This is a genomic window from Arthrobacter sp. 05N429 (genome assembly GCF_056397045.1).
In genome coordinates, this window is the sequence record NZ_JBFTMQ010000002.1 from 482,736 (window position 1) to 509,434 (window position 26,699).

A 26,699-nucleotide genomic window follows, 5' to 3' on the forward strand; every position below is an offset into this window, starting at 1 on the left:
TTGATGACCTAAACATGGCAGGAAAGTGGACGGCCGGGAAAGTGGATCGCCCGCGCCGCCCCCGCGTTCGGACGACAACGGCCGGACTTAGGGGGATTCGGTGTGGTGCTGGCCGGGATTTCTGACAAGCTTAAGAAACTATGGCGCACGTACATCACGAGACTGACTCGCACACCGTTGATTTCCAGGTAGACCCTGTGGTTCTGGAGCTGGGACAGCGGTTCGTCGACGCCGGCCATGAACTCTCCCTTGTGGGCGGGCCGGTGCGTGATCTCTTCCTGGGCCGGGTATCCCCCGATCTGGACTTCACCACCGACGCCACACCGGACCAGACGGTTGCCCTGATCAGGAAGTGGGCTGACAACTACTGGGAGATCGGGCGCGCCTTTGGCACCATCGGGATGCGCAAGGCCGGTTTCCAGATCGAAATCACCACCTATCGCGCCGAGGCGTACGATCCCGACTCCCGTAAACCGGTGGTTGCGTTTGGGAAGTCGCTGACGGATGACCTGCTGCGCCGCGACTTCACGATCAACGCCATGGCACTGCGGCTCCCCGCGCTGGAGCTCGTGGATCCGTTCGGCGGTGTCCGCGACCTGCACGCTTCCGTCCTGGCCACCCCTGGCGCCCCGGAATCCTCGTTCTCCGACGATCCGCTGCGGATGATGCGCGCTGCCCGCTTCGCCGCCCAGCTGGGCATCACGGTGCACGAGGACGTCCGCGCCGCGATGTCCCGGATGGCGGAACGGATCACCATGATCTCCGCGGAGCGCGTCCGCGAGGAGCTGGTCAAGCTCATCTGCGCGGCGCACCCCCGCGCCGGCGTGGACCTGCTCGTGGACACCGGGCTGGCCGACTTCGTGCTGCCCGAGGTCTCCGCCCTGCGCCTTGAATCGGATGAACACCACCGTCACAAGGATGTCTACCAGCACTCGCTCCAGGTCCTGGAGCAGGCCGCCGCCCTCGAAACGGATGCCGACGGCGCCGTGCCGGGACCGGACTTCGTGCTGCGGTTCGCGGCGTTGATGCACGACGTCGGGAAGCCCGCCACGCGCCGCTTCGAACCGGGCGGCGCCGTGAGCTTCCGGCACCATGACATGGTCGGGTCGAAGCTGACGTCCAAACGGATGAAGGCGCTGCGCTTCGACAACGACACCACCAAGGCCGTGGCCAAGCTGGTGGAGCTGCACATGCGCTTCTACGGCTACGGCGACGCGGGCTGGAGCGATTCCGCCGTCCGCCGCTATGTCACCGACGCCGGCCCGCTGCTGGAGCGGCTGCACCGGCTGACCCGCTCGGACGTGACCACCCGGAACCAGCGCAAGGCCGAGCGGCTCGCCTTCGCCTACGACGACCTCGAGGCGCGGATCGCGGCCCTGCGTGAGCAGGAATCCCTGGAGGCCGTCCGCCCGGACCTCGACGGCGGCCGGATCATGGAACTCCTGGGCCTCAAGCCCGGACCCGTCGTCGGACGTGCCTACAAGTTCCTCCTGGAGGAACGGATGGAGCATGGCCCGCTGGATCCCGCCCAGGCCGAAGCCAAACTGCACGAATGGTGGGCGGCACAGCCCGAGTCCGCCGCTCCGCTCTCAACTGAGGAGTCCTAAGTGATTGCACCTTCCAACGGCCCCCGCCCGCAGCTGTGGATCCTGCGGCACGGCGAAACCGAATGGTCCAAGAGCGGCCAGTACACCGGCCTCACAGACCTCCCCCTCACCGTGGAGGGAGAGCAGCAGTCCGTGGAGGCACGCAAGGTGCTCGACGCCGTCGACTTTGACCTCGTGCTGACGTCCCCGCTGCGGCGGGCCCGCCGGACTGCGGAACTGGCCGGCTTCCCCGACGCCCAACTGGAGCCGCTCGCGGTCGAGTGGGACTACGGCGACTACGAGGGCATCAGCTCGGACCTCATCCGGAAGGACAACCCGGAATACCTGATCTGGACCCACGGCGTGCCAAACGGCGAAGCCCTTGACGACGTCGCCGCGCGCGCGGACAAGATCGTGGCACGTGTGCTGGAATCGGGCCTGGACAACGTGCTGGTCGTGGCCCATGGCCACTTCTCCCGGATCCTCACCGCCCGGTGGCTGGGGCTCGATCCCCGCGAGGGCCGGCATTTCATTCTGGGAACCGCGAAAGTGTGCACGCTGGGCTGGGATAAGAAGACCCCCGCAGTTGTCCGCTGGGGCCTGTGAATGCGGTTTAGAAAATAACTTCAAGAAAGTTTATGAATGCTGTAGTCAAGTGCGGCATTTGTGGTGTATTTTTATTTCTGACCCCAGAGCGTCCTGCCGGGGTCGAGGCGCGCGTCGCCCGGCCAGTCAGCCGGAGCCACGTCAAAACAGAAAAGGAGGTTGGGAAAAATGATTACTTTGACTAGCGGATGGATGTATAGCACCGCCGCCACCCCGGCCTCTGTCGCTGAACCGCGCCCAAATTTCGGTCCGACTGCCTCCTGACCCTTCGGCCCGCGTCCTGGTTTTCTAACCTAAGACCCGGAGCCACGGCGATACCGGCGCTCCCCTTCCCGGGAGTTCCGTAACAGCGGACTGACCCAAGCGGAACCACGCGGTTGCGCAGCATCCCCAAAGTTCGGAACCCAGCTTCTTGTTGGGGTTGCGGCACTCTCGCGTCCAGGGGCCATCCTTTCGCTTTTGCGAAATCGTTTAATTAGCGTCGGGCATTCTTATGCCCAATTTTGGCCTTTTCTTCCTCAATTCACAGAGGCCTTAATTGGCATGCCCAATTACTCCCGTTCCCATTAGCACCAACGAAAGGTCCATTGTGACTATTGCCAGCACCACAGCCCGAGCACGCGGCACGAGACGCCGGCGGGAGGTGACCACCATGAAGCAGAAACTGCAATCGCTCCTGCGCCTGAGCCTCAAGCCGGCTCCACGGCACACGACGCTGTTCAACGGACAACTCCTCGACCAGAAGCGTGAAGACGTCTACGTCGTTATGCACCAGATGGGCCTCATCCGCTGAGGCACGTCCCGGCCATCGAAGGAAGTACTGATGACTGATCCCGGAATTGATCCGCAAGGAGCCCACGCGGCGACGCGTGGGCTCCCCCGTTTAAGCGCCGGTTCCAGCGCCTGCTGAGCCGCTGGTCCGGCGCGGCACGGCTGGCCGCAGCTGCCCCGGTAAGCTCGGGGACATGCAGGAGACAAAGCCGCCGGAGCACCGCAGACGCGTCCGACTGGTCATCCCGAGCCGCAGCGACCCCTTGTTGAGGAACTTCACAGAGCTGATTGGCGGACCCTTGGGCCACCGCTCGGCCCCCGGCGTCGTCGCCCCGGGATTTTTCACCGTGGAACGCGTCCTGATCCTGCTCACCGTCCTGGCCTCCGTGATCGGAATCCTCCTCAAGTCCTATTGCCGCACGAAGGGCTGGGAAACCCCGGGTCAGTTCTATGCGACGTGCTATTCGGACTTCCCGGAGCTGTTCAAGAACCGTGGCCTCGGTGAGGGCGCCTTCCCCTTCATTACGCCGGGGACGTTCTTCGAATATCCCGTCCTCATGGGGTTCATTGCCGGCGCGACGGCCTTGCTGGTTCCCGGTGAGGGCGTCTCGGCCACCCGCATCCTGGCCTACTTCGACATCAACGCCGCCCTGATCCTTGCCGTCTGGATCGTCACAGTGCTTGCCACGGCTCGGATGGCCCGGCGCCGGACGTGGGACGCGGCCATGGTGGCCTTGGCCCCCGGCATCATCCTGGCAGGCACCATCAACTGGGACATGTGGGCGGTCGGGCTGCTGGCGCTGGGCATGTACTGCTTCTCCCGCAACAAACTCGTGCTGGCCGGGATCTTCATCGGGCTGGGCACCGCAACCAAGCTCTACCCGGTGCTGGTCCTTGGTGCGGTCCTGCTTCTTGCCCTGCGCACCGGACGGATCCGGGGCATCCTGGTCACCGCCGGTGCCGCCGCCGCCGCATGGCTGGCCGTCAACCTCCCAGTTGCCGCCACGAATCCTGAGGGCTGGAAGTACTTTTACCAGTTCACCGAGGACCGACCCGCCGGCTACAGCTCACCCTGGTTTGCCTACAACCTCGTCGCCGGCCGGCTGGGCTGGTTCCCTTTGCAGCCCGAATCGATCAACACCCTGGCAATGAACCTGTTCGTGCTGGCCTGCGTACTGATCGGGGTGCTGGCCCTGGCAGCGCCCCGGCGGCCGCGGCTTGCGCAGCTCGCCTTCCTGATCGTCGCCGCGTTCATCCTGACGAACAAGGTCTACTCACCGCAGTTCGTCATCTGGCTCATTCCGCTGCTTGCTTTGGCCCGCCCACGCTGGCGGGACTTCCTGGTCTGGCAGACCTTCGAAGCGCTGCACTGGGCGGCCGTCTGGATGTACCTCGGGCAGGTGACGAGCGGCGGGGTGGCCCAGCACAATATTGATATGCCCTACTACGTCCTCGCCGTGGTCTTCCACATGATCGCCACCGGCTACCTGATGGCCCGGGTGGTCTGGGACATCTGGGACCCCACCTATGACGTGGTCCGCCGGCACGGGATGGATGATCCCCAGGGCGGGCCGTTCGAAGGCGTTCCGGACCGGTTGCGGGTGGACCTGCGGCGCCCCTCGGCTTCCGTGCTGCCCTGGCGTCGGGCGGCCGCGGATGCCTGATGTCGCCGTCGTCGGATCAGGACCGAACGGGCTCGCCGCGGCGGTGACCCTGGCCCGCGCCGGACTGAAGGTGCACGTCTACGAGGCGGCGCCCACCCCCGGCGGCGGGCTCCGTACCGCCGAACTCATCGAGCCCGGCCACTTCCACGATGTGTGCTCGGCGGTCCACCCGATGGCCCTGGCCTCGCCGTTCTTCCGGCAGTTCGAACTGTCCCGGCGGATCAGGCTGGAGGTTCCCGAGGTCTCCTACGGCACACCGCTCGACGGCGGCCGGGCGGCGCTGGCGTACCGTTCCCTCGACCGGACGGTTGCGGGTCTCGGGCGCGACGGCGGAGCCTTCGGACGGCTGATGGCCCCCCTCGTGCAGCGCGCGGACGGCATCGCTGACCTGACGCTGAACCAGCTCCTGCGCATTCCGCAGGACCCGGTGGCGGCCGCCCTGTTCGGTGCCCGGGTCCTGGAGCAGGGCTCACCGCTGTGGGGGCTGAGGTTCCGGGAGGAGCTGGCGCCCGCGCTGCTGGCCGGGGTCGCCGCGCACGCCGTGTCGCAACTGCCGGCCCCCGCGGCGGCCGGAGCCGGCCTCATGCTGGGGACGCTGGCCCACACTGTCGGCTGGCCCGTCCCGGCAGGCGGCTCCACGGCGATCGCCGAGGCAATGGTGGCGGACATTGAAGCGCACGGCGGGGCCGTGGAAACCGGGGCCCGGATCGGATCCCTGGCCGAGCTGCCCCCGGTCCGCGCCACGCTGCTGGACGTGGCACCACCCGGCCTGTTGAGACTGGCAGGCGGCACGCTCCCCGGCCGCTACCGCCGCGCGCTCGAGTCGTTCCGCTTCGGAAACGCGGCCTGCAAGGTCGACTTCATCCTTTCCGGGCCGGTCCCGTGGGCGGCGTCCGGACTGGCCGACGCCGGCACGGTCCACGTGGGCGGCACCCGGGCGGAGATGGCTGCGGCGGAAAACCTCGTTGCCGCGGGCATGCATCCGGACCGGCCCTACGTCCTGGTCTCCCAGCCTTCGCGCTTCGATGCCGGACGGGCGCCCGGGGGCCGGCATATCCTCTGGAGCTACTGCCACGTACCGGCCGGGTCCACCGTGGACATGGCCGGGGCCGTGACCGCCCAGCTGGAGCGCTTCGCCCCGGGGTTCCGGGACTTGGTCGTCAGTCATCGCGTCACGACGGCCGCTGAACTGGGCGAGTACAACGAAAACTACGTCGGCGGGGACTTCAGCGCGGGCCTGATGGACTTGCGGGGGATCATCCGGCGGCCTGTACTGGGTCCGGTCCCCTGGCGGACTCCCCTGCCCGGCGTGTACCTGTGTTCCTCCTCTACACCGCCGGGCCCCGGCGTGACCGGCATGCCGGGATTCCACGCCGCAAGATATGCCTTGAAGGACATATTCGGCCTCGCGGTGCCGCACCTCGGAATGTAGGGGCTTCACAGCACCGCGACAGGCCCGCCTTCAGGCCAAGGCAGGGCCGACCGGCTGCAGCGCGGAGAGCCTGCCGTCGCGCATGCTGGCCACCGTGTCGGTGAGCGGGACGAAGCCGGTGTCGTGGGTGACCATGACCGTCGCCATCCTGAACTCGTCCGTGACCTGGCGCAGCAGCCGCACGATGGCCCCGCTGCGTTCCTGGTCGAGGGCGGCCGTTGGTTCGTCCACCAGCAACACTGCAGGGTCCCCCATCAGGGCACGGGCAATATTGACCCGCTGCCGCTGGCCTCCGGAGAGCTGGTGGGGCCGTTTGCCGGCCGCCGGGGCCAGGCCAACGAGGTCCAGGAGCGCTGCGGCGCGGCTGGCGGCCTCCCGCGCAGGTTTGCCGCGCAGATGGTCTCCTATCACCAGTTGTTCCAGTGCTGTGAGGGACGGCAGCAGGTTGGGCTGCTGGAAGATGATGCCGATCCTGTCCCGGCGCAGAGAAGTGCGGTCCGCCTCGGACAGCCCGCCGGCATCGGTCCCGCCGATCAGCACAAGGCCTGCGGTGGGCCTGACGAGAGTGGACGCGACAGCCAGGAGGGAGGATTTTCCCGAACCGGACGGCCCGACAAGGGACAGGAATTCCCCCGCGGCGAGTCTGAGGTTGACGTCGTCGAGCGCCTTGAGGCTGCCGTCGCCGTCCGGGTATTCGAGGGTGACGTTGACGAGGTTGAGGGCAGGGTTCATTGTGTATGCCTTTCCAGGAATGTTGATGGGGGTGCAGGGCGCTAGTTGCCGCCGAGGGCCAGGAGCGGATCCACCCGGGTGATGCTCCGGACCGCCAGAGCAGCCCCGGCCAGGCCCAGGACGACGATGCCCCCGACCGGCAGGAGCGTGGTCTGCGGGGTCAGTAGGAACGGGACGGCGCCGCCGGCGAGGGCGCCGCCGGCCATGCCGGCCGCGCCCCCGGCCAGCGCCCCGGCGAGGAGCACAATCGCCGCCTGCACCATGGCGTCCTTGAGGACGTACCCGGAGGAGCCGCCGAGGGCTTTCAGGACGGCGACGTCCCGGGTGCGCTGTACGGTCCACACCGTCAGGAAGGCCACGATGACCAGGGCCGAGATCCCGTACAGGAACGCCTGCATCAGCAACAGGGAGCCGTTTTCGCTCTTGTAGGAGCCGAGGGCCTGAAACGACCCGTCCCGGGTGGTGCTGACCGTCCCGGCGGCTGCGTTGGCGGCGTCGGCGTCGAGAGTGTGCCCGCCGTCGAAGGTCACCGCGATGACGGTGGCGGCGGCGTCGTTCCCGCTGATATGCGCAAGCTTCCGCCAGTCGCCGAGTGTGGTCCAGACAACGCCGGTATGGGAATACCACTGGTCCGGGACGACGCCGGACACCGTCAGTTCGGTTCCGCCCACGGTGGCCCGGCTGCCGGGGTGCAGGTCGAGGTCCTCGGCGAGGCTGGCGCCGATCACCACCGTTCCGTCGGCCACGGGACGGGGCGCCAGGCCGGCCGCACCGGACCCCTCGGTGCTGTCGGTGCCGAAGACTGCCACGCTGGCCGTCCCGGACGGGGCGCCGTCGGGGCCAACCGCCTGGAAACGGCTTTGGCTGATGCCGAGCAGTTCTGCGTGTGCAACACCGTCGCGGGCGGCCCACTCCGAAAACTGACCGCGGGTGACCTCGGACTCGGTGAACGATGCCTTGGCGCTGTCCCCGGCGGGAGCCCCGAAGACGATTTGGTCCGCCGGCAGCGCGGAGAGGGCCGACGTCGACTGGTTGCCCAGACCTGCGGTGAGTCCGGAGAGCAGCACCAGCAGCAGGGTGATGAGCGCGACGACACCGCCCATCAGAAGGAAGCGTCCTTTGGCGAAGCGGAGGTCGCGGAGAGCGAGATACATAAGAGTCCTTTTCAACGGGTTGTGGCCTTGCTTCAAGCCTTCCGCCGCGGCGCGGGGCAGGCATCGGCCGCATGGCTGGGACTTCCGGGTGGAGTGGTTGACGGGCGGGTCAATCAAATGGTTGATAGTGGCGCCGCGGCGGGGATTTCCGGCGGTGCCGGCCCGGCCCGGCACTACGCTGAAGGCATGGAGGACAAGGCTCACAGCGCGCCGGCAGGGGCCGGCCAGGGCGGCACGACGAATGCTGCCGTGATTTTGCGCGTCCTCCGGGTGTGCCTTCACAGCGGCTTCGCCGTGCTCCTGCTCGTCGCTGTTGCGCGCCTGGCCGGCCCGGGACTCCGGGGCGCGGACTGGCTCAGCCTGGGACTCGCGCTGGTTCTCGCCGCTGTCTACCTGCTGGGCACCGTCCTGGAGAAACGCCACTCCACGGATCCATCCCGCTTCGACCCCCGGCCGTACTCGCCGCTGTGGCTGGGGGCCGTCTGCCTGCTCTGGCTGCTGTTGATCTGGGCCAGCGCCGACTTCGTGTGGCTGGCGTTCCCGATCTTCTTCCTGCAGCTGCACATATTGCCGCTGCGGCTGGCGCTGCCGGCGATCACGCTGAGCACCGTGCTGGTCATCGTTGCCCTGTGGTTCCACAACACCGGAGCGGACGGGGGAGCCCTGCAGCTGCCCATGGTGCTGGGACCGGCATTCGGGGCAGCCTTTGCCGTGATCACGGGGCTGGCGTACCGGGCGCTCTATCTGGAAGCCGAAAGCCAACGGCTCGCGGCCGAGGAACTTCGCCGTACCCGCGCCGAACTTGCCCGCAGCCAGCACGACGCCGGGACCCTCGCCGAGCGGGCAAGGCTGGCCCGCGAGATCCACGACACGCTGGCCCAGGGCTTCTCCAGCATCGTGCTGATGGGCCGTTCGGCGGAGAAAGCGCTCGACGACGGGGACACCGCCACGGCCCGCCACCGGCTCCGGACCGTCCAGGAGACGGCGTCGGCCAACCTGGCCGAGGCCCGCAGCTTCGTCCGCGGCCTGCAGCCGCCCGCCCTTTCAGAAAACGCAGCGGAGAATCCAGAAGGCACCTCACCGGAGGACCCGCTGGTGAACAGCCTGCGCCGGCTCTGTGAAAAGACCGAAACGGAAGCAGCCGCCCGCGGCGCCCGGCTGCGGTGCCGCTTCGACCTGGAGGGGATCCCGGTGGAACTGCCCAACCCGTACCGGACCACCCTGCTGCGGGCCGCACAGGCAAGCCTTGCCAACGTGTGGGTGCACGCCAAGGCTGACACCGCCGTCGTAACCCTGTCCTTCCTCGGCACCGAAGTGGCGATGGATATCTACGACGACGGCGCCGGGTTCAATCCCGCGGCGGTCACGGCCCCTGCCGGCCGCCCCGACGGCACGGGCTACGGGCTCAAGTCGCTCCAGGAACGGGTCGCGGCGCTGGCCGGCAGTTTGGACATCGAATCCGCCCCCGGCGAGGGAACGGTAGTGGCTATCCGGCTCCCGCTCGGGGATCCAGCGGCAAGGAACGAACCATGAACGACATCCGCGTGCTCCTTGTCGATGACCACCCGGTGGTCCGGGCCGGACTGCGGGCCATGCTGGGCGACTTCGAGGGCATCACGGTCGCCGCCGAGGCGTCCGACGGCGGCGCGGCCATCGCCGAGCTCTCCCGGCTCCATGCCCTCGGCGAGCCGGCCGACGTCGTGCTCATGGACCTGCAGATGGGCACCGGCATTGACGGCGTCACGGCGACAGGCAGGATCAAAGCCGGCGAGGCCGGACAGCCCGCCCCGCCGGTGCTCATCCTCACCACCTTTGATTCCGACGCTGACATCCTCGCCGCGGTGGAAGCCGGGGCCAGCGGCTACATGCTCAAGGACGCGCCGCCGGAACAGATCCGCCAGGCGGTGCTCTCCGCCGCGGCAGGCCAGACCGCGCTGGCCCCGGAGGTGGCCGCCCGTCTGATGGGCCGGATCCGCAATCCGGAACCGGCCCTGTCCGCCCGCGAGATTCAGCTGCTGGAGCTACTCGCCACCGGCCTGGGGAACCGGGCCATCGCCAAGCAACTGTTCATCTCCGAGGCGACGGTGAAGACCCACCTCGTGCATATCTACGGCAAGCTCGGGGTGGACAACCGCACCGCCGCCATCTCCGTGGCCACCCAGCGCAGGATCATCCGGCGCTTCTGAGCCGCCTCCCTGACCCGGGCGGCCGCGCTCCTTCCCAGTTACCCGGTGCCAGCCGTGCAGCCTGCTGACCATTTGTGACAACGGAATTGTCCGGCGGCCGGTGCATAATGGCGCGATGGGGAACTCATCAAAACTTTCACTTGCCCTGGTTGGGCTCATCATTGGCGGCTCGTTGGTGGGCTGCTCCGACGGCCGCGCCGGCGCGCAGGATGCGGCGAAGCAGCTGGCGTCCGCTGTCGCGGCGGTTGACGTCGGCTCCGTCGCGTTCGAAGGCAAGGACTCCGGAGCGGCCAATGAGCAACTCAAAGAGGTTTTTAAGGCACTGGACCCGGTCAAACCCGCGGTCGAAAGCGGCGAACTGACACTGGAGAAGGACACCGCCACGGTCCCGCTGAACTACAGCTGGAAGATCGGGTCCGGCGAGTGGAAATACACCACCTACGCCGAGCTGAAGAAGTCCGGCGACAAGTGGCTGACTATCTGGAACCCGGCGACGCTGGTTCCGGGGCTGGCCGAGGGTGAAATCCTCGGCACCTTGTCCCAGTCCCCGGCGCGGGCGGAGATCCTGGGTGCCGGTGGCGCCGAGCTGGTCACCTACCGGCCTGTCGTGAACGTCGGCATCGACAAACCGCTCCTGGCTGCCGCCGACCCGGCGGCGTCCGCTACGCAGCTCGCCGAACTCGTGGGCGTGGACCCCGCAGCCTACGCCCAGCAGGTCCAGGCGGCCGGTCCTGAGGCTTTTGTAACCGCCATCACGCTGCGCGAGGACGGCAGGACCATCTCCGACAACCAGATCGGCGAGATTCCCGGAGCCCGCGCCATCCGCGACTTCCTCCCCCTGGCCCCGACCCGCACCTTCGCCCGCGCCCTGCTGGGCACCGCAGCCGAGGCCAGCGCCGAACAGATCGAGAAATCCGGCGGAGCGTTGAGGGCCGGGGACACGACGGGCAGCGGCGGGCTCCAGCAGCAATACGATGCGCAGCTGCGCGGCAGCGACGGAACCCAGGTCTTCGCCGAAAAGGCCGGCCTCACCGTCGAGGAACGGCAGGCCCTGCTCAACGGCGGACGCCGGGTCCTCTTCCAGGTTGACATGAAGGTCGGAACTCCGCTGGAGACCACCCTGGATCCCAACCTCCAGCAGCTGGCCGAGGACATTCTCGCCAAGGTGGGCCCGGCCTCTGCCATCGTCGCGCTCAGGCCCTCCAGCGGAGCCGTCCTGGCCGCCGCCTCGGGACCGGGCAGCAACGGCTACGACACGGCACTGTTGGGCCAGTACGCCCCCGGTTCCATCTTCAAGATCGTGGACTCTCTGGCCATGATCCGCAACGGCATGACCCCGGATGCCACGGTGGACTGCCCCGCAACCCTGGCCGTCGACGGCCGGACCTTCAAGAACGCCGAAGGCTACCCGGCCTCCTCGCTGGGCTCCGTGACGCTGCGCGATGCCTTCGCGCACTCCTGCAACACCGCCTTCATCAATGCACGGGACAAGGTCAGCCAGGCCCAGCTGGAATCGGCTGCCACGTCCCTTGGTGTCGCCGTGGAGGCCCCCGCCCTGGGGGCAGGCGCGTTCCTCGGCTCGGTTCCGGGCGATGCGTCAGGGACCGAGCACGCCGCCTCGATGATCGGCCAGGGCAAGGTGCTCATGTCCCCGCTGGCCGCCGCCGTCATGGCCGGCTCCGTCGCCAAAGGCTCGCCCGTGTCGCCGCAGCTCGTCCTGAACCCCGTGGCCGGTGAGGGGGCAGCCGCCGGCGCCGCAGCCACCCCGTCGGCGGGTTCGCCGCCTTCGTCTGCCGCGCCAGCCGGTTCGCCGTCGTCGGCCGCCCCCGCCCCGGCGGCGACCTCCGGCACGCCGGTCACCGCAGCGGAGGCCGCCGCCCTGGCGGACATGATGCGCGCCGTGGTGACGTCCGGCCACACCGGATTCCTTGCCTCCGTCCCGGGCGCCCCGGTGGCCGCGAAGACCGGAACGGCCGAGTTCGGTTCCGACAACCCGCCCAAGACGCACGCCTGGATCGTGGCCGTGCACGGGGACCTGGCGGTCGCCGTGTTCGTCGAGGAAGGCGGGCTCGGCGCCACCGTGTCCGGGCCGCTGCTGAAGGAATTCCTCACCGCAGCGGGCTGACACCACCTCCTCCCACGGCCGGGCGGCCCCGCCGTGGGAGGATGGAAGTGTGGCTCATATTGACGTTTCCAATATTGATTACTTCCTCTCCGACGGCACCCAGCTGCTCAACGGCGTGACCTTTAAGGTCCCGGACGGCACCAAAACAGCACTGATTGGACCCAACGGAACCGGCAAGACAACTCTGTTCCGGATCATTTCGGGCGACCTCATCGCGGACGAAGGAGTCATCGGGCGCTCCGGCAACATGGGCATCATGCGCCAGTTCGTCGGCCAGGTCCGGGACGAGTCGACCGTCCGTGACCTCCTCGTTTCCGCGGCGCCGCCCGCCCTCGCCGCCGCCGCCCGCGCCGTGGACGAGGCCGAACTGGCCATGATGGAGCACGACGACGAGCCCACCCAGATGAAGTACGCGCAGGCGATCGTCGACTGGGGCGACGCCGGCGGCTACGACGTCGAGACCGTGTGGGACGAGGTTTGCATGGCCGCCCTGGGCCTGCCCTTCGACCGCGCGCAGCACCGCCCGGCGTCGAGCCTCTCCGGCGGCGAGCAGAAGCGCCTGGTGCTCGAGGCGCTGTTCGCCGGCCCCGATCAGCTCCTGCTCCTCGACGAGCCGGACAACTACCTCGACGTGCCGGGCAAGCGCTGGCTCGAAGCCAAGCTCAATGAGTCTAAGAAGACCGTGTTCTTCATCAGCCACGACCGCGAGCTGCTCAACAACGCCGCGGGACGCATCGTCACCCTCGAGCCGGGCATCAACGGCGCCGGCGCATGGATCCACGGCGGCGGCTTCGGCTCCTACGTGGACGCCCGCGCGGACCGGAACGCCCGCTTCGAGGAGCTCCGCAAGCGCTGGGACGAGGAGCACGTGAAGCTCAAGGAACTCGTCAACATGTACAAGAACAAGGCCGCGTTCCGCTCCGACATGGCCAACCGGTACCACGCGGCGCAGACGCGCCTGGCGAAGTTCCTCGAGGCCGGGCCGCCCGAGGCGCTGCCGCTCGAGCAGAACGTGCAGATGCGGCTCAAGGGCGGACGGACGGCCAAGCGCGCCGTCGTGGCTGAGAAGCTGGAGCTCACCGGGCTGATGAAGCCGTTCTCCACCGAGGTCTGGTTCGGCGACCGCGTCGGCGTGCTCGGCTCCAACGGCTCCGGCAAGAGCCACTTCCTGCGGCTGCTCGCCACTGGCGGCACCGACCCGGAACGTGAGCACCTGCCGGTGTCCGACGTCGAGATCGCCGAGGTGCCGCACGAAGGCACCGTGAAACTCGGCGCCCGCATCCGGCCCGGCTTCTTCGCCCAGACCCATGTCCGGCCCGACCTGCTCGGCAAGACCCTCCTGGAAATCCTGCACCGAGGCGACGAACACCGCTCCGGGCTGGGACGCGAGGCTGCGGCCGGGGCCCTGGACGGGTACGGTTTGGCCCCGCAGTCGGAGCAGAAGTACGAATCCCTCTCCGGCGGCCAGCAGGCCAGGTTCCAGATCCTGCTCCTTCAGCTCTCCGGCGCCACGTTGCTGCTGCTCGACGAGCCCACGGACAACCTGGACCTGCACTCGGCCGAGGCGCTGGAACGGGCCATCGACCACTTCGAAGGAACGGTCCTGGCCGTCACACACGACCGCTGGTTCGCCCGGACCTTCGACCGGTTCCTGATTTTCGGCTCGGACGGCAAGGTCTACGAATCGGCCGAGCCGGTCTGGGACGAGAAGCGCGTAGAACGGGTGCGCTAACCGGCCCTCCCTCGCATCCGGCATGTTTGACGCCGACGCTTCCTCATTTGGTGAGGGAGCGTTGGCGTTTTTCGTGCGAAATGTGCGGGAGGATCGGGCCGTTCGGCGGCTTTCCGCTTGGTCCCGGTGCTGCCCAGGAGTTTGATGCGCAGCAACATGATTAAATGAGCATCCTGCGTTAGCATTTGTTCATGAGTACTGAAGAGCGCCACCGCCGCATCGGTGAGCTGCTGCGTCACCGGGAGCACGTGAGCGTCGATGAGCTCATGACGGAATGTGGCGCCTCGGGTGCCACGATCCGGCGTGATCTGGACGTACTGGAGCTCCACGGCGTTCTCCGCCGCGTCCATGGCGGCGCCCGGAGCCTGGTGCTGCGTGGCGGGAATCCCGAGTACGGCCAGCGCGAACTCGAGGACCATGCCGTCAAGGTCCGGATTGCGGCCGGCGTCGCCGCTCTGCTCAAGGACCGCTCCCATGTCTGGCTGGACAGCGGCACCACGGCCACCGAGGTCGCCCGCCAGTTGCGGCAACGGGAAATGACCCTGATGCCGATGTCGCTGCGGGCCGTCAACGCGATTGCCGACGGCGGCCCGGCTGCCGGCCGGCGTCCCGACCTGCTGTTGCCGGGCGGGACCCTGACCCCCGGGGAACTGTCCTTCCGCGGGCCCATGACGGAATCCAACATCCGTTCGCTGCGGTTTGACACGGCTGTTGTGACGCCCTGCGCGCTCGATCTCCGGGACGGACTGTTGGCCCACGACCTCGACGATGCGGCCGTCAAACGTGCGGGCCTGGAATCCTCGGGCAGGGTGATCGTTGCCTGCTCCGCAGGCAAATGGAACGCCAGCGCCGTTGCGCTCGTGGCCCCCTTGGCCGCGGTGGACGTCCTCGTCACGGACAAGCACCTCAGTGCCGAAGAACTTGCCCAGCTCGCCCAACACTCGGTGGAAGCAGTGATCGTATGACCAAGACAGCAACCCGCCCGCAACTTAATGCCGCCGCCGCGGCGACCTTCCTGATATTCGGAATCAACGGGCTCGTGTTCGCCAGTTGGGCCGCCCGGATCCCTGCCGTGACGGAGATCCTGCATATCTCCTCGGGGCAGATGGGTACCTTGCTGCTGTGCGTGGCGGGGGGCTCACTGATAGCCCTGCCCACCGCCGGCCACGTGGTGGGCCGCATCGGGACGGCGAATACCGTCCGGGCCGCCGGCCTGGTCGCCGCCGTTGCCGGCGTCGGTGTGGCGCTGGCGCTGCTGGCGGAGTCCGTTCCCGGGACCGGCGTCGCACTGTTCTTCTTCGGCATGGGGATCGGGCTCTGGGACGTGTCCCAGAATATCGAGGGCGCTGACGTGGAACACAAACTCGGGCGCACCATCATGCCGCAGTTCCATGCCGCCTTCAGCGGCGGCGCGTTCCTTGGCGCCCTGATCGGCGCGGGCCTGGCGGGACTCGGCGTCGGGCTCCCGGCGCACCTGCTGGTCATCGCCGCCATCGTAGCGGTTCTGACGATGATCGCTCCGCGCTACTTCCTGCCGCACACTCCGGCCCCCGCCCTAGTGGCCGGGGAAACGAAGGAAACCAAGGGCCGCTCGGCCTGGACGGACGGACGCACGCTGCTGATCGGCGTCGTAGTACTGGGTGCGACCCTCACCGAAGGTGCCGGCAACGACTGGATCGCCAAGGCCGCGGTGGACGGACTGGACGCCACGGAGTCCACCGGCGCGCTGCTGTTTGCCGCCTTTGTCCTGGCAATGACCGCAGTGCGCTTCTTCGGCGGCCGGGCAATCGACGCCTACGGCCGGGTGGCTGTGCTGCGCGCCAGCATGGCCGCCGCGGCCGCAGGGCTGGGGCTCTTCGTCCTGGCCGGTGACCTCTGGGTGGCCACGGCCGGCGCGGTGCTCTGGGGAGCAGGGGCTGCCCTCGCATTTCCGATGGGGATGTCGGCGGCAGCCGATGACCCGAGATACGCGGCCGCCCGCGTGTCGGTGGTCTCCACGATCGGATACATCGCATTCCTGGCCGGCCCGCCGCTGCTGGGCTACCTCGGTGACCTGATCGGAATCCGGCTGGCGCTGCTGGCCATCATGATCCCGATTCTGGGTGCGCTGCTGCTCGCCGGCGCCGCGAAGCCCTTGCCCGCCAGGTAAGCAGCCGCCGGGCGTCTGCATTCTCCTGGATGCATATGTTCTGGAAAAACAGCCAGAGCAGGAGCACCACCGGAACGGCAAGGCATACGCTGCCAACCGTGTCCACCAGCCAGTGCGCGGACAGGTACGTGCGGCTGACCATCATCACGAGCACACCAAGTCCCGCAAGGACCCATACCCAGGCGCGCCCCACGAGAAGGGCCACCACCACCAGGAATGCCGCGGTGCTGGCCACATGCCCCGAGGGGAAGGAACCGGTATCGGTCAGGACAATCGTGTTGTCCGGCCGGTCCCGGAGAATCCCGGCCTTGAGGATCTGCGTAAAAACCAGGACGGCGACGCCGGCGGCAGCGGCGAAGATGGCCGTCTGCGGGCGCCTCCGCAGCAGCAGCGCCACGACCAGCAGCCCGTGGACCACCAGGACACCCCGGTAGCCGGCCACGTTGAGGAAGCCGTTGATTCCGTCCCAGAACGGGCCGCGCAGCGAAGTGATCCAGCGGGACCAGCCTTCGTCCAGGCCCTGGAAGGGAGGCAGCCTCACGTCCGCCACCAGAAGGCCGCCGAGGACCACGCCCAGAGTGAGCAGTACGGTGCTGGCCGCGAGGACGCGGCCCGTTGACAATCGCTGAGGGTCCAGCACTCGGGTCATCGCCCCATCCTAGCCAACCGGTCCGCCGGGCCGGCCGGACCCTGCCGCCGCACCATCTCCCTCCGCTCATGTGACAGCGCGCCCGCCCGCTCCGGCAGTATGGTGGTCGGATGCGAAGCATGCTGAAGAAGGCGCCGGGCCGGTTCGGGAGACTCGACAGGAAACTAGTGCGCGCCGTGTCCGGCCTCCCCGGCGGCGGCCACGACGAGTTCTTCCGGCGGCTGTCCGCCGCGGCGAACAAGGGCAAGCTCTGGATCGGGATCGCCGCCATCATGGCGCTCTTCCCGGGGAGGACGCGGCGTGCCGCCGTTCACGGGTTGCTGGCCCAGGCCGTGGCCTCCGCGGTCACGAACGTCGGTTTCAAGACCCTGCTGCCGCGGGCGCGCCCGCTGCCGGAACACCTCCCGGCGTTCAGGTTCGTCCATCCCCAACCCACCAGCTCCTCCATGCCCTCGGGCCACTCCGCCTCCGCCGTCGCGTTCGCCCTCGGCGTCGGGCTGGTGCGGCCGGCCCTCGGCGCAGCGTTGGCCCCCCTCGCGGCGGGCGTCGCGTACTCGCGTGTCCACACCGGCGCCCACTGGCCCTCTGATGTGTTCTTTGGATCGGCAATCGGCGCGGGTGCCGCCATGGTGACACGCAAGTGGTGGCCCGTGCGGCCGCCCTTCCCCGAAGTCAGGCGGACCGCCGTGAAAGCCGCAGAGCTTCCGGAAGGCGAAGGCCTGGCCATCGTGGTCAACACCCTCGGCGGCTCCTACGCGGAGGAGACTGTCGCCGCCCTCCAGAAAGTATTCCCCAAAGCGTATATAAAAGAAGTGGGCCATAACGAGGACCTCGCGGAGGAGATCTCCCGGGTTGCCACCCGGCCCGGTGTTGTGGCCCTGGGTGTCTGGGGAGGGGACGGCACCGTTGGCACCGCCGCTGCGACCGCCGTCGAGCATTCCCTCCCGCTGCTGGTCCTACCGGGCGGGACACTGAACCATTTCGCGCGGGACGCCGGGACCTCCAGCCTCACGGCCGCTGTTGCTGCCGCGTCCCGCGGCGAAGCGGCGCGGGCGGATCTTGGCCTGGTGGCCGTGGAGCGCGGACTCCCCGACAGCCCCGAGCTGCTGCATTTGACCATGCTCAACACCGCCAGCATCGGCCTCTACCCGAACCTGGTGCGCCGGCGCGAACTGCTGCAGCCGTCCCTGGGCAAACCCGTGGCCGGCGTCGTCGCGATGTTCCGGACCTTTGCCGCCGGAACACCCACCACCCTGATCGTCGACGGGGTGCGGCACAAACTCTGGATCCTGTACGTCGGCCGCGGAAGGTACTACCCCCGAGACCATGCCCCGCTGTTCCGCCCGGTCCTGGACGACGGTGTTTTCGACCTCCGGCTGATCACCGCCGACGAATCCTTCGCCCGGCTCCGGCTGCTCTGGTCCGTGCTGACCGGAACCGTAGCCACTTCCCGGATCACCCACCTCAGCGAAAGCAGCAGCATCCGGGTGGAACCGGGGGATACCACTATGGTCCTCGCGGTGGACGGCGAGGTCATGCCGGGGGTCCGCGGCGTCGAGTTCTCGGTCATGCCCGGCGCCCTGACGTACTACTCGCCGGCATCCTGACGGCCGGCGCCGTCATCCTCCCGGACTACCCTGATTCGACCCTGAATCATCCCTGAGACCGGCGAAATCCGCCCTTCGCCTCGGTAGCGTGGTGTGTACACACCCCACTGCTAGGTAAAGGAACGCTTCCATGATCGAAGCACGAGGCCTGACCAAGATTTACGGCGAAAAGACCGCCGTCGCCGGAGTCAACTTCACTGTCGAAGCCGGCCGGGTCACCGGCTTCCTGGGCCCGAACGGGGCTGGCAAGTCCACGACCATGCGCATGATCATGGGACTGGACCGGCCGACGTCGGGAACCGTGACCGTCAACGGCGCACCGTTCGCCCGGCACGCGGCGCCGCTGCGCGACGTCGGCGCGCTGCTCGACGCCAAGGCCGTCCACACCAGCCGCTCGGCGTACAACCACCTCCTGGCGATGGCCGCCACGCACAGCATTCCCAAGAAGCGCGTGCACGAAGTCATCGAGATGACGGGCCTGGCCGATGTGGCCAGGAAGAAGGTCGGCGGCTTCTCGCTCGGCATGGGACAACGGCTCGGGATCGCCGCGGCACTGCTCGGCGACCCGCAGACCGTCATCCTGGACGAGCCCGTCAACGGCCTGGACCCGGAGGGCGTTGTCTGGGTCCGCAACCTCGTCAAGTATCTGGCCTCCGAGGGGCGCACGGTGTTCCTCTCCAGCCACCTGATGAGCGAGATGGCCGTGACCGCGGACCACCTGATTGTGATCGGCCGCGGCAGGATCATCGCCGATGCGCCGATCCAGGACATCATCAACGGCAAGGGCCGGATCCGTACCCGCGTCCGCACCGACCAGCCGGACCAGCTGATGCACCTGCTCGCCGGCGACGGCGTTTCCGTGGAGCTCCAGGAGCACGAACTTCTCGAGGTCACCGGCCTGGATCCGCGCCAGATCGCCCGCGCGGCCCTGGACAGCCACGTCATGCTCTACGAACTCACCCCGCTCCAGGCCAGCCTCGAGGAGGCCTACATGGAACTCACCAAGGATGAGGTCGAATACCACTCGCTGATCACCACGGGCGCAGCCGCCCCCGCCCAGACCGGAGGCAACTAGCCATGAGCTCCACCACCCTCGAACCCTCCCGCCGCGGCGCCCACGCCGGCACCCCTGCCGGCGACACCCTCAGCACCGGCCCGGGACCCAGCTTCCTGCGGGTGCTGAACTCGGAATTCATCAAGTTCCGCACGCTTCTGTCCACGCTGATTCTGCTCGGCTGCACCGTCCTGGTCGTTGTGGGCTTCGGTGCCCTCTCGGCCTGGGGCACGGGACAGTTCGCCGAAGCCGCGGCATCCGACCCGCAGGCCGCCGCCGCGTTCGCCGCGCAGGGCGGGGACCTCGCCGTCGGCGTCCCCACGTCCGGCATCGCGTTCGCCCAGCTGATCTTGGGATCCCTGGGCGTACTGCTGATGAGTTCCGAGTTCACCACGGGTATGGCCCGCTCCACCTTCGCGGCCGTCCCCAAGCGGATTCCGGCGTTCGCCGCCAAGCTGCTCGTGGTCATGGTGACGGCGTTTGTCCTCACGGCGGCCTCCGTGTACCTGGCCGGCCTTGTGTCGCTGCCGATTCTGGACAACTACAACCTGAACCTGGACCTGGCCAGTTCGCAGTCGGTGAAGATGCTGCTGGTCAACAGCCTCTACGTCGCCGCCGTTGCCGCCATCGGCATGGCTCTGGGCTCGCTGATCCGCAACTCCGCCGGCGGCATCATGAGCCTGGTCGGGCTGTTCTTCGTGGCGCCGATCGCCTTCCAGCTGATCCCCGGCGACTTCTTCGTCGAGGCCCGCAAGTACCTGCCCGGGAACACGGTCGAACCGATGACGGCCGTGCAGCACGTGCCGGACACGCTGGAGGCCTGGCAGGCCGCCCTCGTGCTGGGCGCCTGGGTCGTCATTCCGGTGGTCCTGGCCGCCGTGCTGCTGAAGAAGCGGGACGTCTAAGCCCGTCGGGCCCAACGTCTAGGCTCAGAGTATGACCGATGCAGTTGCAGTGAAGGACGCGCCAGCCGGCCAGGCTGACGCGTCCTTCGCTGAAATCACCGCCCGGCACCGGGGCCGGATCCGGCGCTACCTGTTCCAGCACCCGCGGGCCATGGACGCCGTCGTCGTGGCCGGCTACCTGCTGCTGGTCACCCCCACCGCGGCGGAATCAATGCGCGACGGCGTCTGGCTGGTCGCCGTGCTGCTCGTGGCGGCCGCGGCGGCGCTGTGGTTCCGGCGGAGCCATCCCGTGTCCGTGGTGGCCGTGGTGACGCTGCTCGAGGTGGGCGTGACGCTGCTTCACCCGTGGGGCTCCAACGTCTCCGCCGGGTTGTGGTTTGCGCTCTACGCCGTTGCGGTGGTGCGCAGCCGGCGTTTCGCGCTGGTGACCCTGGCCGCGGCCACGGCCCCGCTGTTGTTTCTGTATCTCCAGCTGGCTGTTGGTCCGCTGGATGGCCGGCTGCCGGACATGGGAGTGAGCACGCCGGAGAACTTCCAGCTCATCAGCAGCATTGCGGCCGCCGTGAGCATCACCCTCTCCAACGTCATTGCCACCGGGATTGGTATCTCGGTCCGGCAGCGGCGCGAGCATGAGCATGAGATTGCCGCCTGGGCCGCGAGGGCCGCGCAACTCGGCTCGGTCACGGAACGCAACCGAATCGCCCGGGAAATGCACGACATCGTGTCGCATTCACTGACGGTGATGGTCAGCCTTTCGGACGGGGCCGCCGTCGTGGTCAAGAAGGACCCGGCGCGGGCAGCGGAAGTCCTCGGGGAACTCTCCCGCACCGGCCGCGCGGCGCTGGCGGACATGCGGCGCGTCCTCGGCGTGCTGCGCGACGACGCGGCTCCCGGCCAGGCCCCGCGCGAACCACTCGTGGCCGGGGACAATCTGGGCAAACTGCTGGAAGGCTTCCGTGCCGCGGGGCTGCCGCTGCATTACACCCACACCGGACCGTCGCTGCCGGACGACGCCGCGTTCCAGCTGACGGTGTACCGGATACTGCAGGAGTCGTTGACGAACGTGCTGCGCTACGGACGTTCCCTGGGCCGGGTGGATGTGGCCGTTGCCCGGGAAGGGTCCACAGTCACCATCGACGTCGTCGACGACGGCAGGGGCTCGGTAGACTCGGGCGGCTCGACGGCGGCGCCAGTGCGGGATTCCTCCGGGTCCGTGGGCTCCGGCCGGGGCCTGGCCGGAATGCTGGAGCGGGCCCGGATCTACGCGGGCACCGTCGAGGCCGGACGAAGCTCCGACCGCGGCTGGCGCGTCCACGCCGTCCTGCACTGGAACGGCGACAACGAAAGCGAGGGCACATGAGTCAGGCGGAACCGCTGAGCGGGACCGGACCGGTCCGTATCCTGCTGGTGGATGACCAGCCGCTGCTGAGGATGGGCTTCCGCCTGATCCTGGAGGGCGAGGATGATCTGGAGATTGTGGGCGAGGCGTCCGACGGTGCCGAGGCGGTGCGCCAGGTCCGGCTCCTCGCGCCCGACGTCGTCCTGATGGATGTGCGGATGCCGGTGCTGGACGGGATCGAGGCCACGCGCGCCCTCACCGCCTCCGGTGCCCGAGCAAAGGTCATTATCCTGACCACCTTTGACCTCGACGAATACGCTTTCGCCGGGCTCCAGGCCGGCGCCTCGGCGTTCCTGCTCAAAGATGTGGCGCCTGCCGAACTGATCAACGCCGTCAGGGTGGTGGCGAGCGGCGACGCGGTGGTGGCGCCCCGGATCACCCGGCGGCTGCTGGAAACGTACGTCCGGAGCGGCGGTGGAGGGGCAGCGCCCGGCGGCGCCGCGGGCCAGGGATCGCCAACATCGCACGGCGGGGCCCGCCCGGCAGGGGATCCGTTGCTGGAGGACCTGACCCCGCGCGAAACCGAGATGCTCGGAGCGATGGCCGAGGGGCTCTCCAACGCCGAGATCGCGCACCGCTACTTCCTCTCCGAAGCCACGGTGAAGACGCACGTGCGCCGGATCCTCAATAAACTGCATCTGCGCGACCGGGTCCAGGCCGTGGTGTACGCGTACGAGACCGGCCTGGTGGTGCCCAGCAATCCGGACTACTGATTTGAGGGCCGGTCGAGGCCGGCGTGCCACGGCGGGGAGCCTGAAAGAGTGGTTTCAGGCACATTGCCGAATTGCCTATGAGGCAACTTCTATTGCCTCATAGTGCCTGTTCCTGGAGCTGTGCCCGGATAGCCCGTCCGTCATTTGTGGGATTGCACAGAACGGGCGCTTCCCGGCCCGGTCTAGTGTGAAACGTCAATGTGGTCCGCCGCACAACTTTTCCACGTTCCACCGCGGGCCGAACAATCCACGAAGGACGGCGCTTCATGCAGGCTGACCCACAGCTCTCCAAATCCCTGAAACCCCGGCATCTGTCCATGATCGCCATCGCCGGCGTGATTGGCGCCGGACTGTTCGTCGGCTCCGGCGCGGCGATCCAGCAGGCGGGCCCGGGCATCCTGGTCGCGTACACGGCGGCGGGACTCGTCGTCATTCTGGTCATGCGGATGCTGGGTGAGATGGCCGCGGCCAACCCGGAAACAGGATCGTTCTCGACCTACGCGGACAAGGCCCTGGGCCGCTGGGCGGGGTTCAGCATCGGCTGGCTGTACGCCTGGTTCTGGATCATCGTGCTGGGCATCGAGGCCACCGCGGGGGCGGCGATCATGCACCGCTGGGTTCCGGGGATCGACCAATGGGTCTGGGCGTTGCTCCTGATGGTGCTGCTGACCCTGACCAACCTGGGCTCGGTGAAGTCGTTTGGTGAGTTCGAGTTCTGGTTCGCCTCCATCAAGGTCGCGGCGATCGTGTTGTTCCTGCTCTTCGGCGTCGCCGCAATCCTGGGCTTCATCCCGGGCGTTCCTGCCCCTGGAGTGAGCAACCTGCTGGAAAACGGCGGGTTCATGCCCAACGGTCCGGGCGCGGTACTGGCGGGCATCCTCGTAGTTGTCTTCTCCTTCTTTGGTGCCGAGATCGCCACCATCGCCGCCGGGGAATCCGAGAACCCCGTTGACGCTGTCAAGAAGGCCGTAAAGTCGACCGTCTGGCGCATCCTCGTCTTCTACATCGGCTCCATCGCGATCGTGGTCACCCTCCTGCCCTGGAACTCCGCTTCCGTGGCCAAGAGCCCGTACGTTGCCGTGATCGAGCTCTACGGCATCCCCGGCGCCGGCACCATCATGGACATCGTGGTGCTGACCTCCGTGCTGTCCTGCCTCAACTCGGGCCTGTACACCGCCAGCCGGATGCTGTTCTCCCTCTCCCGCCGCGGTGACGCGCCGAAGTCCTGGATGCGGATCTCCAAGCGGGGCGTTCCGGCTGCCGCCGTTCTGGCCTCCACCGTGGTGGGCTTCATTACGGTCGGCCTGAACTACATCGCCCCGGACACGGTGTTCCTGTTCCTGGTAAACACCTCAGGGGCCATCGCCCTGTTCGTGTGGCTCGTGATCGCCAGCTCGCAGCTGATTCTGCGCCGCCGCATGGGCGCCGCGGCCAAGGACCTCCAGCTCAAGATGTGGCTCTTCCCCTACCTGACCTGGGTGTCGATCGTCAGCATCGTCGCGCTGCTGGTCGGCATGGTGGTCCTGGATTCCACCCGCGAATCGCTGCTGCTCTCGCTGGCCCTCGCCGCCGTCGTCGTGGGTGTCGGCCTCTGGCGGTACCGCAAGAACGGGACCAAGACCGGCGCGGCCGGGGCGCCGGCCGGGTCCCCCGCGGAAGCACCGGCCGAGGACGCCACCGTGGGTGCCGGGCCGGCGTCGTAGCTTCCGGAGGCACCGGTCCGGCCCACCACGGGACATGCCCATTCCTGCCGCGGAGCGTTGGACAGAATGCCACAATGTCCGTTCGCCGCTGCCAGGGGAGGGCATGTCCCGCGGGCAGGCGGGACTGCTCCCGCTCCAACCACAGCGCCCTCACAGGAAGGCCCTAGCCAGGGCATAGTGCGCCGCGGTTCCATGGACGCATGACCTCTACTCCGCAGCCGCCGCAAGAACCGCACCCCAACCACGACCGCGGCCTCGAATTCGACCTCTCCACCCTCATGAGCCGCCGCTCGCTGGGCATGTTCCTCGGTGCCGGCACGGCCGCCGCCCTCGCCGCCTGCACCCCGGGCGGCTCGTCCACGGGCGCCGCGTCCGCGACGTCCGCGGCCACGGCGGGATCGACGCCGGCAGCATCCGGCAGCGCGGCGGCTGCGGGCACACCCTCCGCCTCGCCCACGTTGACCCGCGCGATCGCCGAGTGCGGCGTGGAAATCCCCCAGGAGACCGCCGGCCCGTATCCCGGCGACGGCTCCAACGGCCCCAATGTGCTGGCCGCCTCGGGCGTGGTCCGGCAGGACATCACCTCCAGCTTCGGAACCTCCACCACGACGGCCGACGGCGTGCCGCTCGCCGTCACGCTGACCCTGCTCGACAACGCCGATGGCTGTGCACCCCTGGCCGGGGCCGCCGTGTATGCCTGGCACTGCGACAAGGACGGCAAATACTCCATGTACGACGCCGGACTGAGGAACGAGAACTACCTCCGCGGTGTGCAGGAGGCCGACGCCAACGGCCAAGTCACCTTCCGGACGGTCTTCCCCGGCGCGTACAGCGGGCGCTGGCCGCACATCCACTTCGAGGTCTTCGAGTCGATGGACAACGCGACGGCGGCCGGCCAGGTCCTCGCGGTGTCCCAGATCGCGCTGACGGACGCCGCCTGCAAAGACGTCTACGCCTCGGCCGGATACGAAGCCAGCGCCCGGAACTTCCCCCGGACCACGCTGAAGTCGGACAATGTGTTCCGCGACGACGGCGGCATCCACCAGCTCGCCACGATGACCGGATCGGTGTCCGGCGGGTACACGGCCGGACTCAACGTCACCGTGTAGGGATCTTCCGGCCAGCGGCACGGCGCTAGACTCGGAGCCATGCCTTCACAGCCCAGCGCCGCAGCCCACATCCAGGACCTCAGCGCGTACGTCACCGCGTCGCCGTCGAGCTTCCATGCGGTCCACGAGGCCGCCCGCCGGCTCGACGGGGCAGGATTTACCTCCCTCGATGAACTGCAGCCCTGGGACACGGCCGACGGCGGCGGGAAGTTCTACGTGATCCGCGACGGCGCGATCATCGCCTGGGTGACGCCGCCGTCGGCCGGTCCCACCACCGGGTTCCACATCCTGGGCGCTCACACGGATTCGCCGTCGTTCAAGCTCAAACCCAAACCCACCACCGGCAAGTTCGGCTGGCTGCAGGCCGGCGTCGAGGTGTACGGCGGTCCGCTGCTCAACTCCTGGCTGGACCGCGAACTGCAGCTCGCCGGGCGGCTGGTGATGCGGGACGGCACCCAGCACCTGACCGCCACGGGTCCGCTGCTGCGGTTCCCGCAGCTGGCCATCCACCTGGACCGCGCCGTGAACGAGGGGCTGGCCCTGGACAAGCAGCAGCACATGAACCCGGTTTACGGGCTCGGGGATCCGGCGGGCGAAGACCTGCTGGGGCTGCTGGCGGACCGGGTTGCGGGCGCGGACGTGGACGCTGCGCAGATCGGCGGCTACGACGTCGTCATCGCGGACACCCAGGCCCCCGCCGTGTTCGGCGCGAAGGGCGAGTTCTTCGCCTCCGGCCGGCTGGACAACCTTTCGGCAACCCACGCCGGGCTTGCCGCGCTGATCAACCATGCCGCCAGGCCCTTGCCGGCCGGGGCTCCGATCGCCGTGCTGGCCGCGTTCGACCATGAGGAGATCGGCTCGGGCTCCCGTTCCGGCGCGAGCGGACCCATCCTCGAGGACATGCTGGTGCGAATTTCCGACGGCCTGGGCGCCTCGGCGAGCCAGCGGCGGCAGGCGTTCGCAGCGTCGTTCTGTGTCTCCGCCGACGCCGGCCACGCCGTCCACCCCAACTACGCCGAGCGGCACGATCCGGCCAACCGGCCGGCGTTGAACGGCGGCCCCCTGCTGAAGATCAACGCCAACCAGCGCTACGCCACGGACGCCACCGGCGCCGCCCTCTGGGCCCGGCTGTGCGCGGACGCCGGCATCCCGTACCAGGAGTTCGTTTCCAACAACGTGATGCCCTGCGGCTCGACGATCGGGCCGCTCACCGCGACCCGGCTCGGCATCCGGACGGTCGACGTCGGCGTGCCCCTGCTCTCGATGCACTCCGCCCGCGAACTTTGCGGCGTAGAGGACCCCTACCGGCTCGCGAAGGTGACCGAACTGTTCTTCCGGACGGCGTCGGGGAAATAGCAGTCGCCCGACTGCGGGTATGCGGGCCCACGGGTGATCAGCCGAAGGACGACCCTCGGCCTTGGCG

The 26,699-nt window shown here is 68.4% G+C and carries 22 protein-coding genes; 19 read left to right on the forward strand and 3 right to left on the reverse strand.

The window, feature by feature from the left end:
• The first annotated feature begins 140 nt into the window (after positions 1–140).
• The 5 genes from AC1DF4_RS06150 to AC1DF4_RS06170 all read left to right on the forward strand — a co-directional run bounded on the left by AC1DF4_RS06150 (position 141) and on the right by AC1DF4_RS06170 (position 6,059).
• Positions 141–1,607 (forward strand): CCA tRNA nucleotidyltransferase, encoded by a 1,467-nt coding sequence (locus AC1DF4_RS06150; protein ID WP_476912042.1) that lies wholly within the window; start codon positions 141–143, stop codon positions 1,605–1,607.
• The gene (locus AC1DF4_RS06155; protein WP_476912043.1) at positions 1,608–2,192 is read left to right on the forward strand and encodes a histidine phosphatase family protein; all 585 of its coding nucleotides are present in this window, start codon (positions 1,608–1,610) and stop codon (positions 2,190–2,192) included.
• A gap of 652 nt (positions 2,193–2,844) precedes the next feature.
• Positions 2,845–2,985, forward strand: coding sequence for a hypothetical protein (locus AC1DF4_RS06160; RefSeq protein ID WP_346925904.1), 141 nt, complete (start codon positions 2,845–2,847; stop codon positions 2,983–2,985).
• Positions 2,986–3,157: 172 nt separating this feature from the next.
• Complete coding sequence (locus AC1DF4_RS06165) at positions 3,158–4,627, forward strand: glycosyltransferase family 87 protein (RefSeq protein ID WP_476912044.1); 1,470 nt, start codon at positions 3,158–3,160, stop codon at positions 4,625–4,627.
• Positions 4,620–6,059: a phytoene desaturase family protein gene (locus AC1DF4_RS06170; RefSeq protein WP_476912045.1), complete on the forward strand. Its 1,440-nt coding sequence runs from the start codon at positions 4,620–4,622 to the stop codon at positions 6,057–6,059. Before AC1DF4_RS06165 ends, AC1DF4_RS06170 begins: the two co-directional genes overlap by 8 nt.
• 30 nt (positions 6,060–6,089) lie before the next feature.
• Here AC1DF4_RS06170 and AC1DF4_RS06175 read toward each other — a convergent pair whose 3' ends face one another.
• Together AC1DF4_RS06175 and AC1DF4_RS06180 are read right to left on the reverse strand one after the other, a co-directional pair.
• Positions 6,090–6,791 carry an ABC transporter ATP-binding protein gene (locus tag AC1DF4_RS06175; protein WP_476912046.1) on the reverse strand — a complete coding sequence of 234 codons (702 nt, stop codon included), beginning with the start codon at positions 6,789–6,791 and terminating at the stop codon, positions 6,090–6,092.
• Positions 6,792–6,832: 41 nt separating this feature from the next.
• Positions 6,833–7,945 (reverse strand): ABC transporter permease, encoded by a 1,113-nt coding sequence (locus AC1DF4_RS06180; protein WP_476912047.1) that lies wholly within the window; start codon positions 7,943–7,945, stop codon positions 6,833–6,835.
• 186 nt (positions 7,946–8,131) lie between these two features.
• On the opposite strand from AC1DF4_RS06180, the gene AC1DF4_RS06185 reads away from it, so the two are divergent.
• The 6 genes from AC1DF4_RS06185 (at position 8,132) to AC1DF4_RS06210 (ending at position 16,137) form a co-directional block, all read left to right on the forward strand.
• Positions 8,132–9,478: a sensor histidine kinase gene (locus tag AC1DF4_RS06185; RefSeq protein ID WP_476912190.1), complete on the forward strand. Its 1,347-nt coding sequence runs from the start codon at positions 8,132–8,134 to the stop codon at positions 9,476–9,478.
• Positions 9,475–10,131, forward strand: coding sequence for a response regulator (locus tag AC1DF4_RS06190; protein WP_476912048.1), 657 nt, complete (start codon positions 9,475–9,477; stop codon positions 10,129–10,131). The genes AC1DF4_RS06185 and AC1DF4_RS06190 overlap by 4 nt, the downstream gene beginning before the upstream one ends.
• Positions 10,132–10,246: 115 nt before the next feature.
• A complete protein-coding gene (locus tag AC1DF4_RS06195) occupies positions 10,247–12,256 on the forward strand; it encodes a penicillin-binding transpeptidase domain-containing protein (protein ID WP_476912049.1) in 2,010 nt (669 codons plus the stop codon).
• A gap of 49 nt (positions 12,257–12,305) precedes the next feature.
• Positions 12,306–13,988, forward strand: a complete 1,683-nt coding sequence (locus AC1DF4_RS06200; RefSeq protein ID WP_476912050.1) for an ABC-F family ATP-binding cassette domain-containing protein — start codon at positions 12,306–12,308, stop codon at positions 13,986–13,988.
• 191 nt (positions 13,989–14,179) lie between these two features.
• Positions 14,180–14,953: a DeoR/GlpR family DNA-binding transcription regulator gene (locus tag AC1DF4_RS06205; protein ID WP_476912051.1), complete on the forward strand. Its 774-nt coding sequence runs from the start codon at positions 14,180–14,182 to the stop codon at positions 14,951–14,953.
• On the forward strand, positions 14,950–16,137 hold the full coding sequence (locus AC1DF4_RS06210; protein WP_476912052.1) for an MFS transporter: 1,188 nt from the start codon (positions 14,950–14,952) through the stop codon (positions 16,135–16,137). Before AC1DF4_RS06205 ends, AC1DF4_RS06210 begins: the two co-directional genes overlap by 4 nt.
• Here the strand turns inward: AC1DF4_RS06210 and AC1DF4_RS06215 are convergent.
• Positions 16,073–16,786, reverse strand: a complete 714-nt coding sequence (locus AC1DF4_RS06215; protein ID WP_476912053.1) for a phosphatase PAP2 family protein — start codon at positions 16,784–16,786, stop codon at positions 16,073–16,075. The genes AC1DF4_RS06210 and AC1DF4_RS06215 overlap by 65 nt on opposite strands.
• Before the next feature lie 110 nt (positions 16,787–16,896).
• On the opposite strand from AC1DF4_RS06215, the gene AC1DF4_RS06220 reads away from it, so the two are divergent.
• From AC1DF4_RS06220 to AC1DF4_RS06255, 8 genes are all read left to right on the forward strand, one after another.
• Entirely contained in the window at positions 16,897–18,393 is a 1,497-nt protein-coding gene (locus tag AC1DF4_RS06220; protein WP_476912054.1) for a phosphatase PAP2 family protein, read from the forward strand.
• Between the two features lie 130 nt (positions 18,394–18,523).
• Positions 18,524–19,468 (forward strand): ABC transporter ATP-binding protein, encoded by a 945-nt coding sequence (locus AC1DF4_RS06225; protein WP_476912055.1) that lies wholly within the window; start codon positions 18,524–18,526, stop codon positions 19,466–19,468.
• A 2-nt stretch (positions 19,469–19,470) separates the two neighbouring features.
• On the forward strand, positions 19,471–20,352 hold the full coding sequence (locus tag AC1DF4_RS06230; RefSeq protein ID WP_476912056.1) for an ABC transporter permease: 882 nt from the start codon (positions 19,471–19,473) through the stop codon (positions 20,350–20,352).
• A 31-nt stretch (positions 20,353–20,383) separates the two neighbouring features.
• Positions 20,384–21,712, forward strand: coding sequence for a sensor histidine kinase (locus AC1DF4_RS06235; protein WP_476912057.1), 1,329 nt, complete (start codon positions 20,384–20,386; stop codon positions 21,710–21,712).
• On the forward strand, positions 21,709–22,464 hold the full coding sequence (locus tag AC1DF4_RS06240) for a response regulator (RefSeq protein WP_476912058.1): 756 nt from the start codon (positions 21,709–21,711) through the stop codon (positions 22,462–22,464). Before AC1DF4_RS06235 ends, AC1DF4_RS06240 begins: the two co-directional genes overlap by 4 nt.
• A 266-nt stretch (positions 22,465–22,730) precedes the next feature.
• Entirely contained in the window at positions 22,731–24,167 is a 1,437-nt protein-coding gene (locus AC1DF4_RS06245) for an amino acid permease (RefSeq protein ID WP_476912059.1), read from the forward strand.
• Positions 24,168–24,367: 200 nt separating this feature from the next.
• Entirely contained in the window at positions 24,368–25,276 is a 909-nt protein-coding gene (locus AC1DF4_RS06250; protein ID WP_476912060.1) for an intradiol ring-cleavage dioxygenase, read from the forward strand.
• A 39-nt stretch (positions 25,277–25,315) separates the two neighbouring features.
• The gene (locus tag AC1DF4_RS06255) at positions 25,316–26,632 is read left to right on the forward strand and encodes a M18 family aminopeptidase (RefSeq protein ID WP_476912061.1); all 1,317 of its coding nucleotides are present in this window, start codon (positions 25,316–25,318) and stop codon (positions 26,630–26,632) included.
• The last annotated feature ends 67 nt before the right edge of the window (positions 26,633–26,699 follow it).

What these genes read in the sequence shown, in the direction of transcription:
- AC1DF4_RS06205 (WP_476912051.1), top strand. Translation starts at nt 14,180, where the DNA reads ATGAGTACTGAAGAGCGCCACCGCCGCATCGGTGAGCTGCTGCGTCAC.
- AC1DF4_RS06175 (WP_476912046.1), bottom strand. Translation starts at nt 6,791, where the DNA reads ATGAACCCTGCCCTCAACCTCGTCAACGTCACCCTCGAATACCCGGAC.
- AC1DF4_RS06210 (WP_476912052.1), top strand. Translation starts at nt 14,950, where the DNA reads ATGACCAAGACAGCAACCCGCCCGCAACTTAATGCCGCCGCCGCGGCG.
- AC1DF4_RS06240 (WP_476912058.1), top strand. Translation starts at nt 21,709, where the DNA reads ATGAGTCAGGCGGAACCGCTGAGCGGGACCGGACCGGTCCGTATCCTG.
- AC1DF4_RS06235 (WP_476912057.1), top strand. Translation starts at nt 20,384, where the DNA reads ATGACCGATGCAGTTGCAGTGAAGGACGCGCCAGCCGGCCAGGCTGAC.
- AC1DF4_RS06230 (WP_476912056.1), top strand. Translation starts at nt 19,471, where the DNA reads ATGAGCTCCACCACCCTCGAACCCTCCCGCCGCGGCGCCCACGCCGGC.
- AC1DF4_RS06150 (WP_476912042.1), top strand. Translation starts at nt 141, where the DNA reads ATGGCGCACGTACATCACGAGACTGACTCGCACACCGTTGATTTCCAG.
- AC1DF4_RS06225 (WP_476912055.1), top strand. Translation starts at nt 18,524, where the DNA reads ATGATCGAAGCACGAGGCCTGACCAAGATTTACGGCGAAAAGACCGCC.
- AC1DF4_RS06160 (WP_346925904.1), top strand. Translation starts at nt 2,845, where the DNA reads ATGAAGCAGAAACTGCAATCGCTCCTGCGCCTGAGCCTCAAGCCGGCT.
- AC1DF4_RS06170 (WP_476912045.1), top strand. Translation starts at nt 4,620, where the DNA reads ATGCCTGATGTCGCCGTCGTCGGATCAGGACCGAACGGGCTCGCCGCG.
- AC1DF4_RS06215 (WP_476912053.1), bottom strand. Translation starts at nt 16,786, where the DNA reads ATGACCCGAGTGCTGGACCCTCAGCGATTGTCAACGGGCCGCGTCCTC.
- AC1DF4_RS06195 (WP_476912049.1), top strand. Translation starts at nt 10,247, where the DNA reads ATGGGGAACTCATCAAAACTTTCACTTGCCCTGGTTGGGCTCATCATT.
- AC1DF4_RS06250 (WP_476912060.1), top strand. Translation starts at nt 24,368, where the DNA reads ATGACCTCTACTCCGCAGCCGCCGCAAGAACCGCACCCCAACCACGAC.
- AC1DF4_RS06185 (WP_476912190.1), top strand. Translation starts at nt 8,132, where the DNA reads ATGGAGGACAAGGCTCACAGCGCGCCGGCAGGGGCCGGCCAGGGCGGC.
- AC1DF4_RS06220 (WP_476912054.1), top strand. Translation starts at nt 16,897, where the DNA reads ATGCGAAGCATGCTGAAGAAGGCGCCGGGCCGGTTCGGGAGACTCGAC.
- AC1DF4_RS06165 (WP_476912044.1), top strand. Translation starts at nt 3,158, where the DNA reads ATGCAGGAGACAAAGCCGCCGGAGCACCGCAGACGCGTCCGACTGGTC.
- AC1DF4_RS06255 (WP_476912061.1), top strand. Translation starts at nt 25,316, where the DNA reads ATGCCTTCACAGCCCAGCGCCGCAGCCCACATCCAGGACCTCAGCGCG.
- AC1DF4_RS06180 (WP_476912047.1), bottom strand. Translation starts at nt 7,945, where the DNA reads ATGTATCTCGCTCTCCGCGACCTCCGCTTCGCCAAAGGACGCTTCCTT.
- AC1DF4_RS06190 (WP_476912048.1), top strand. Translation starts at nt 9,475, where the DNA reads ATGAACGACATCCGCGTGCTCCTTGTCGATGACCACCCGGTGGTCCGG.
- AC1DF4_RS06245 (WP_476912059.1), top strand. Translation starts at nt 22,731, where the DNA reads ATGCAGGCTGACCCACAGCTCTCCAAATCCCTGAAACCCCGGCATCTG.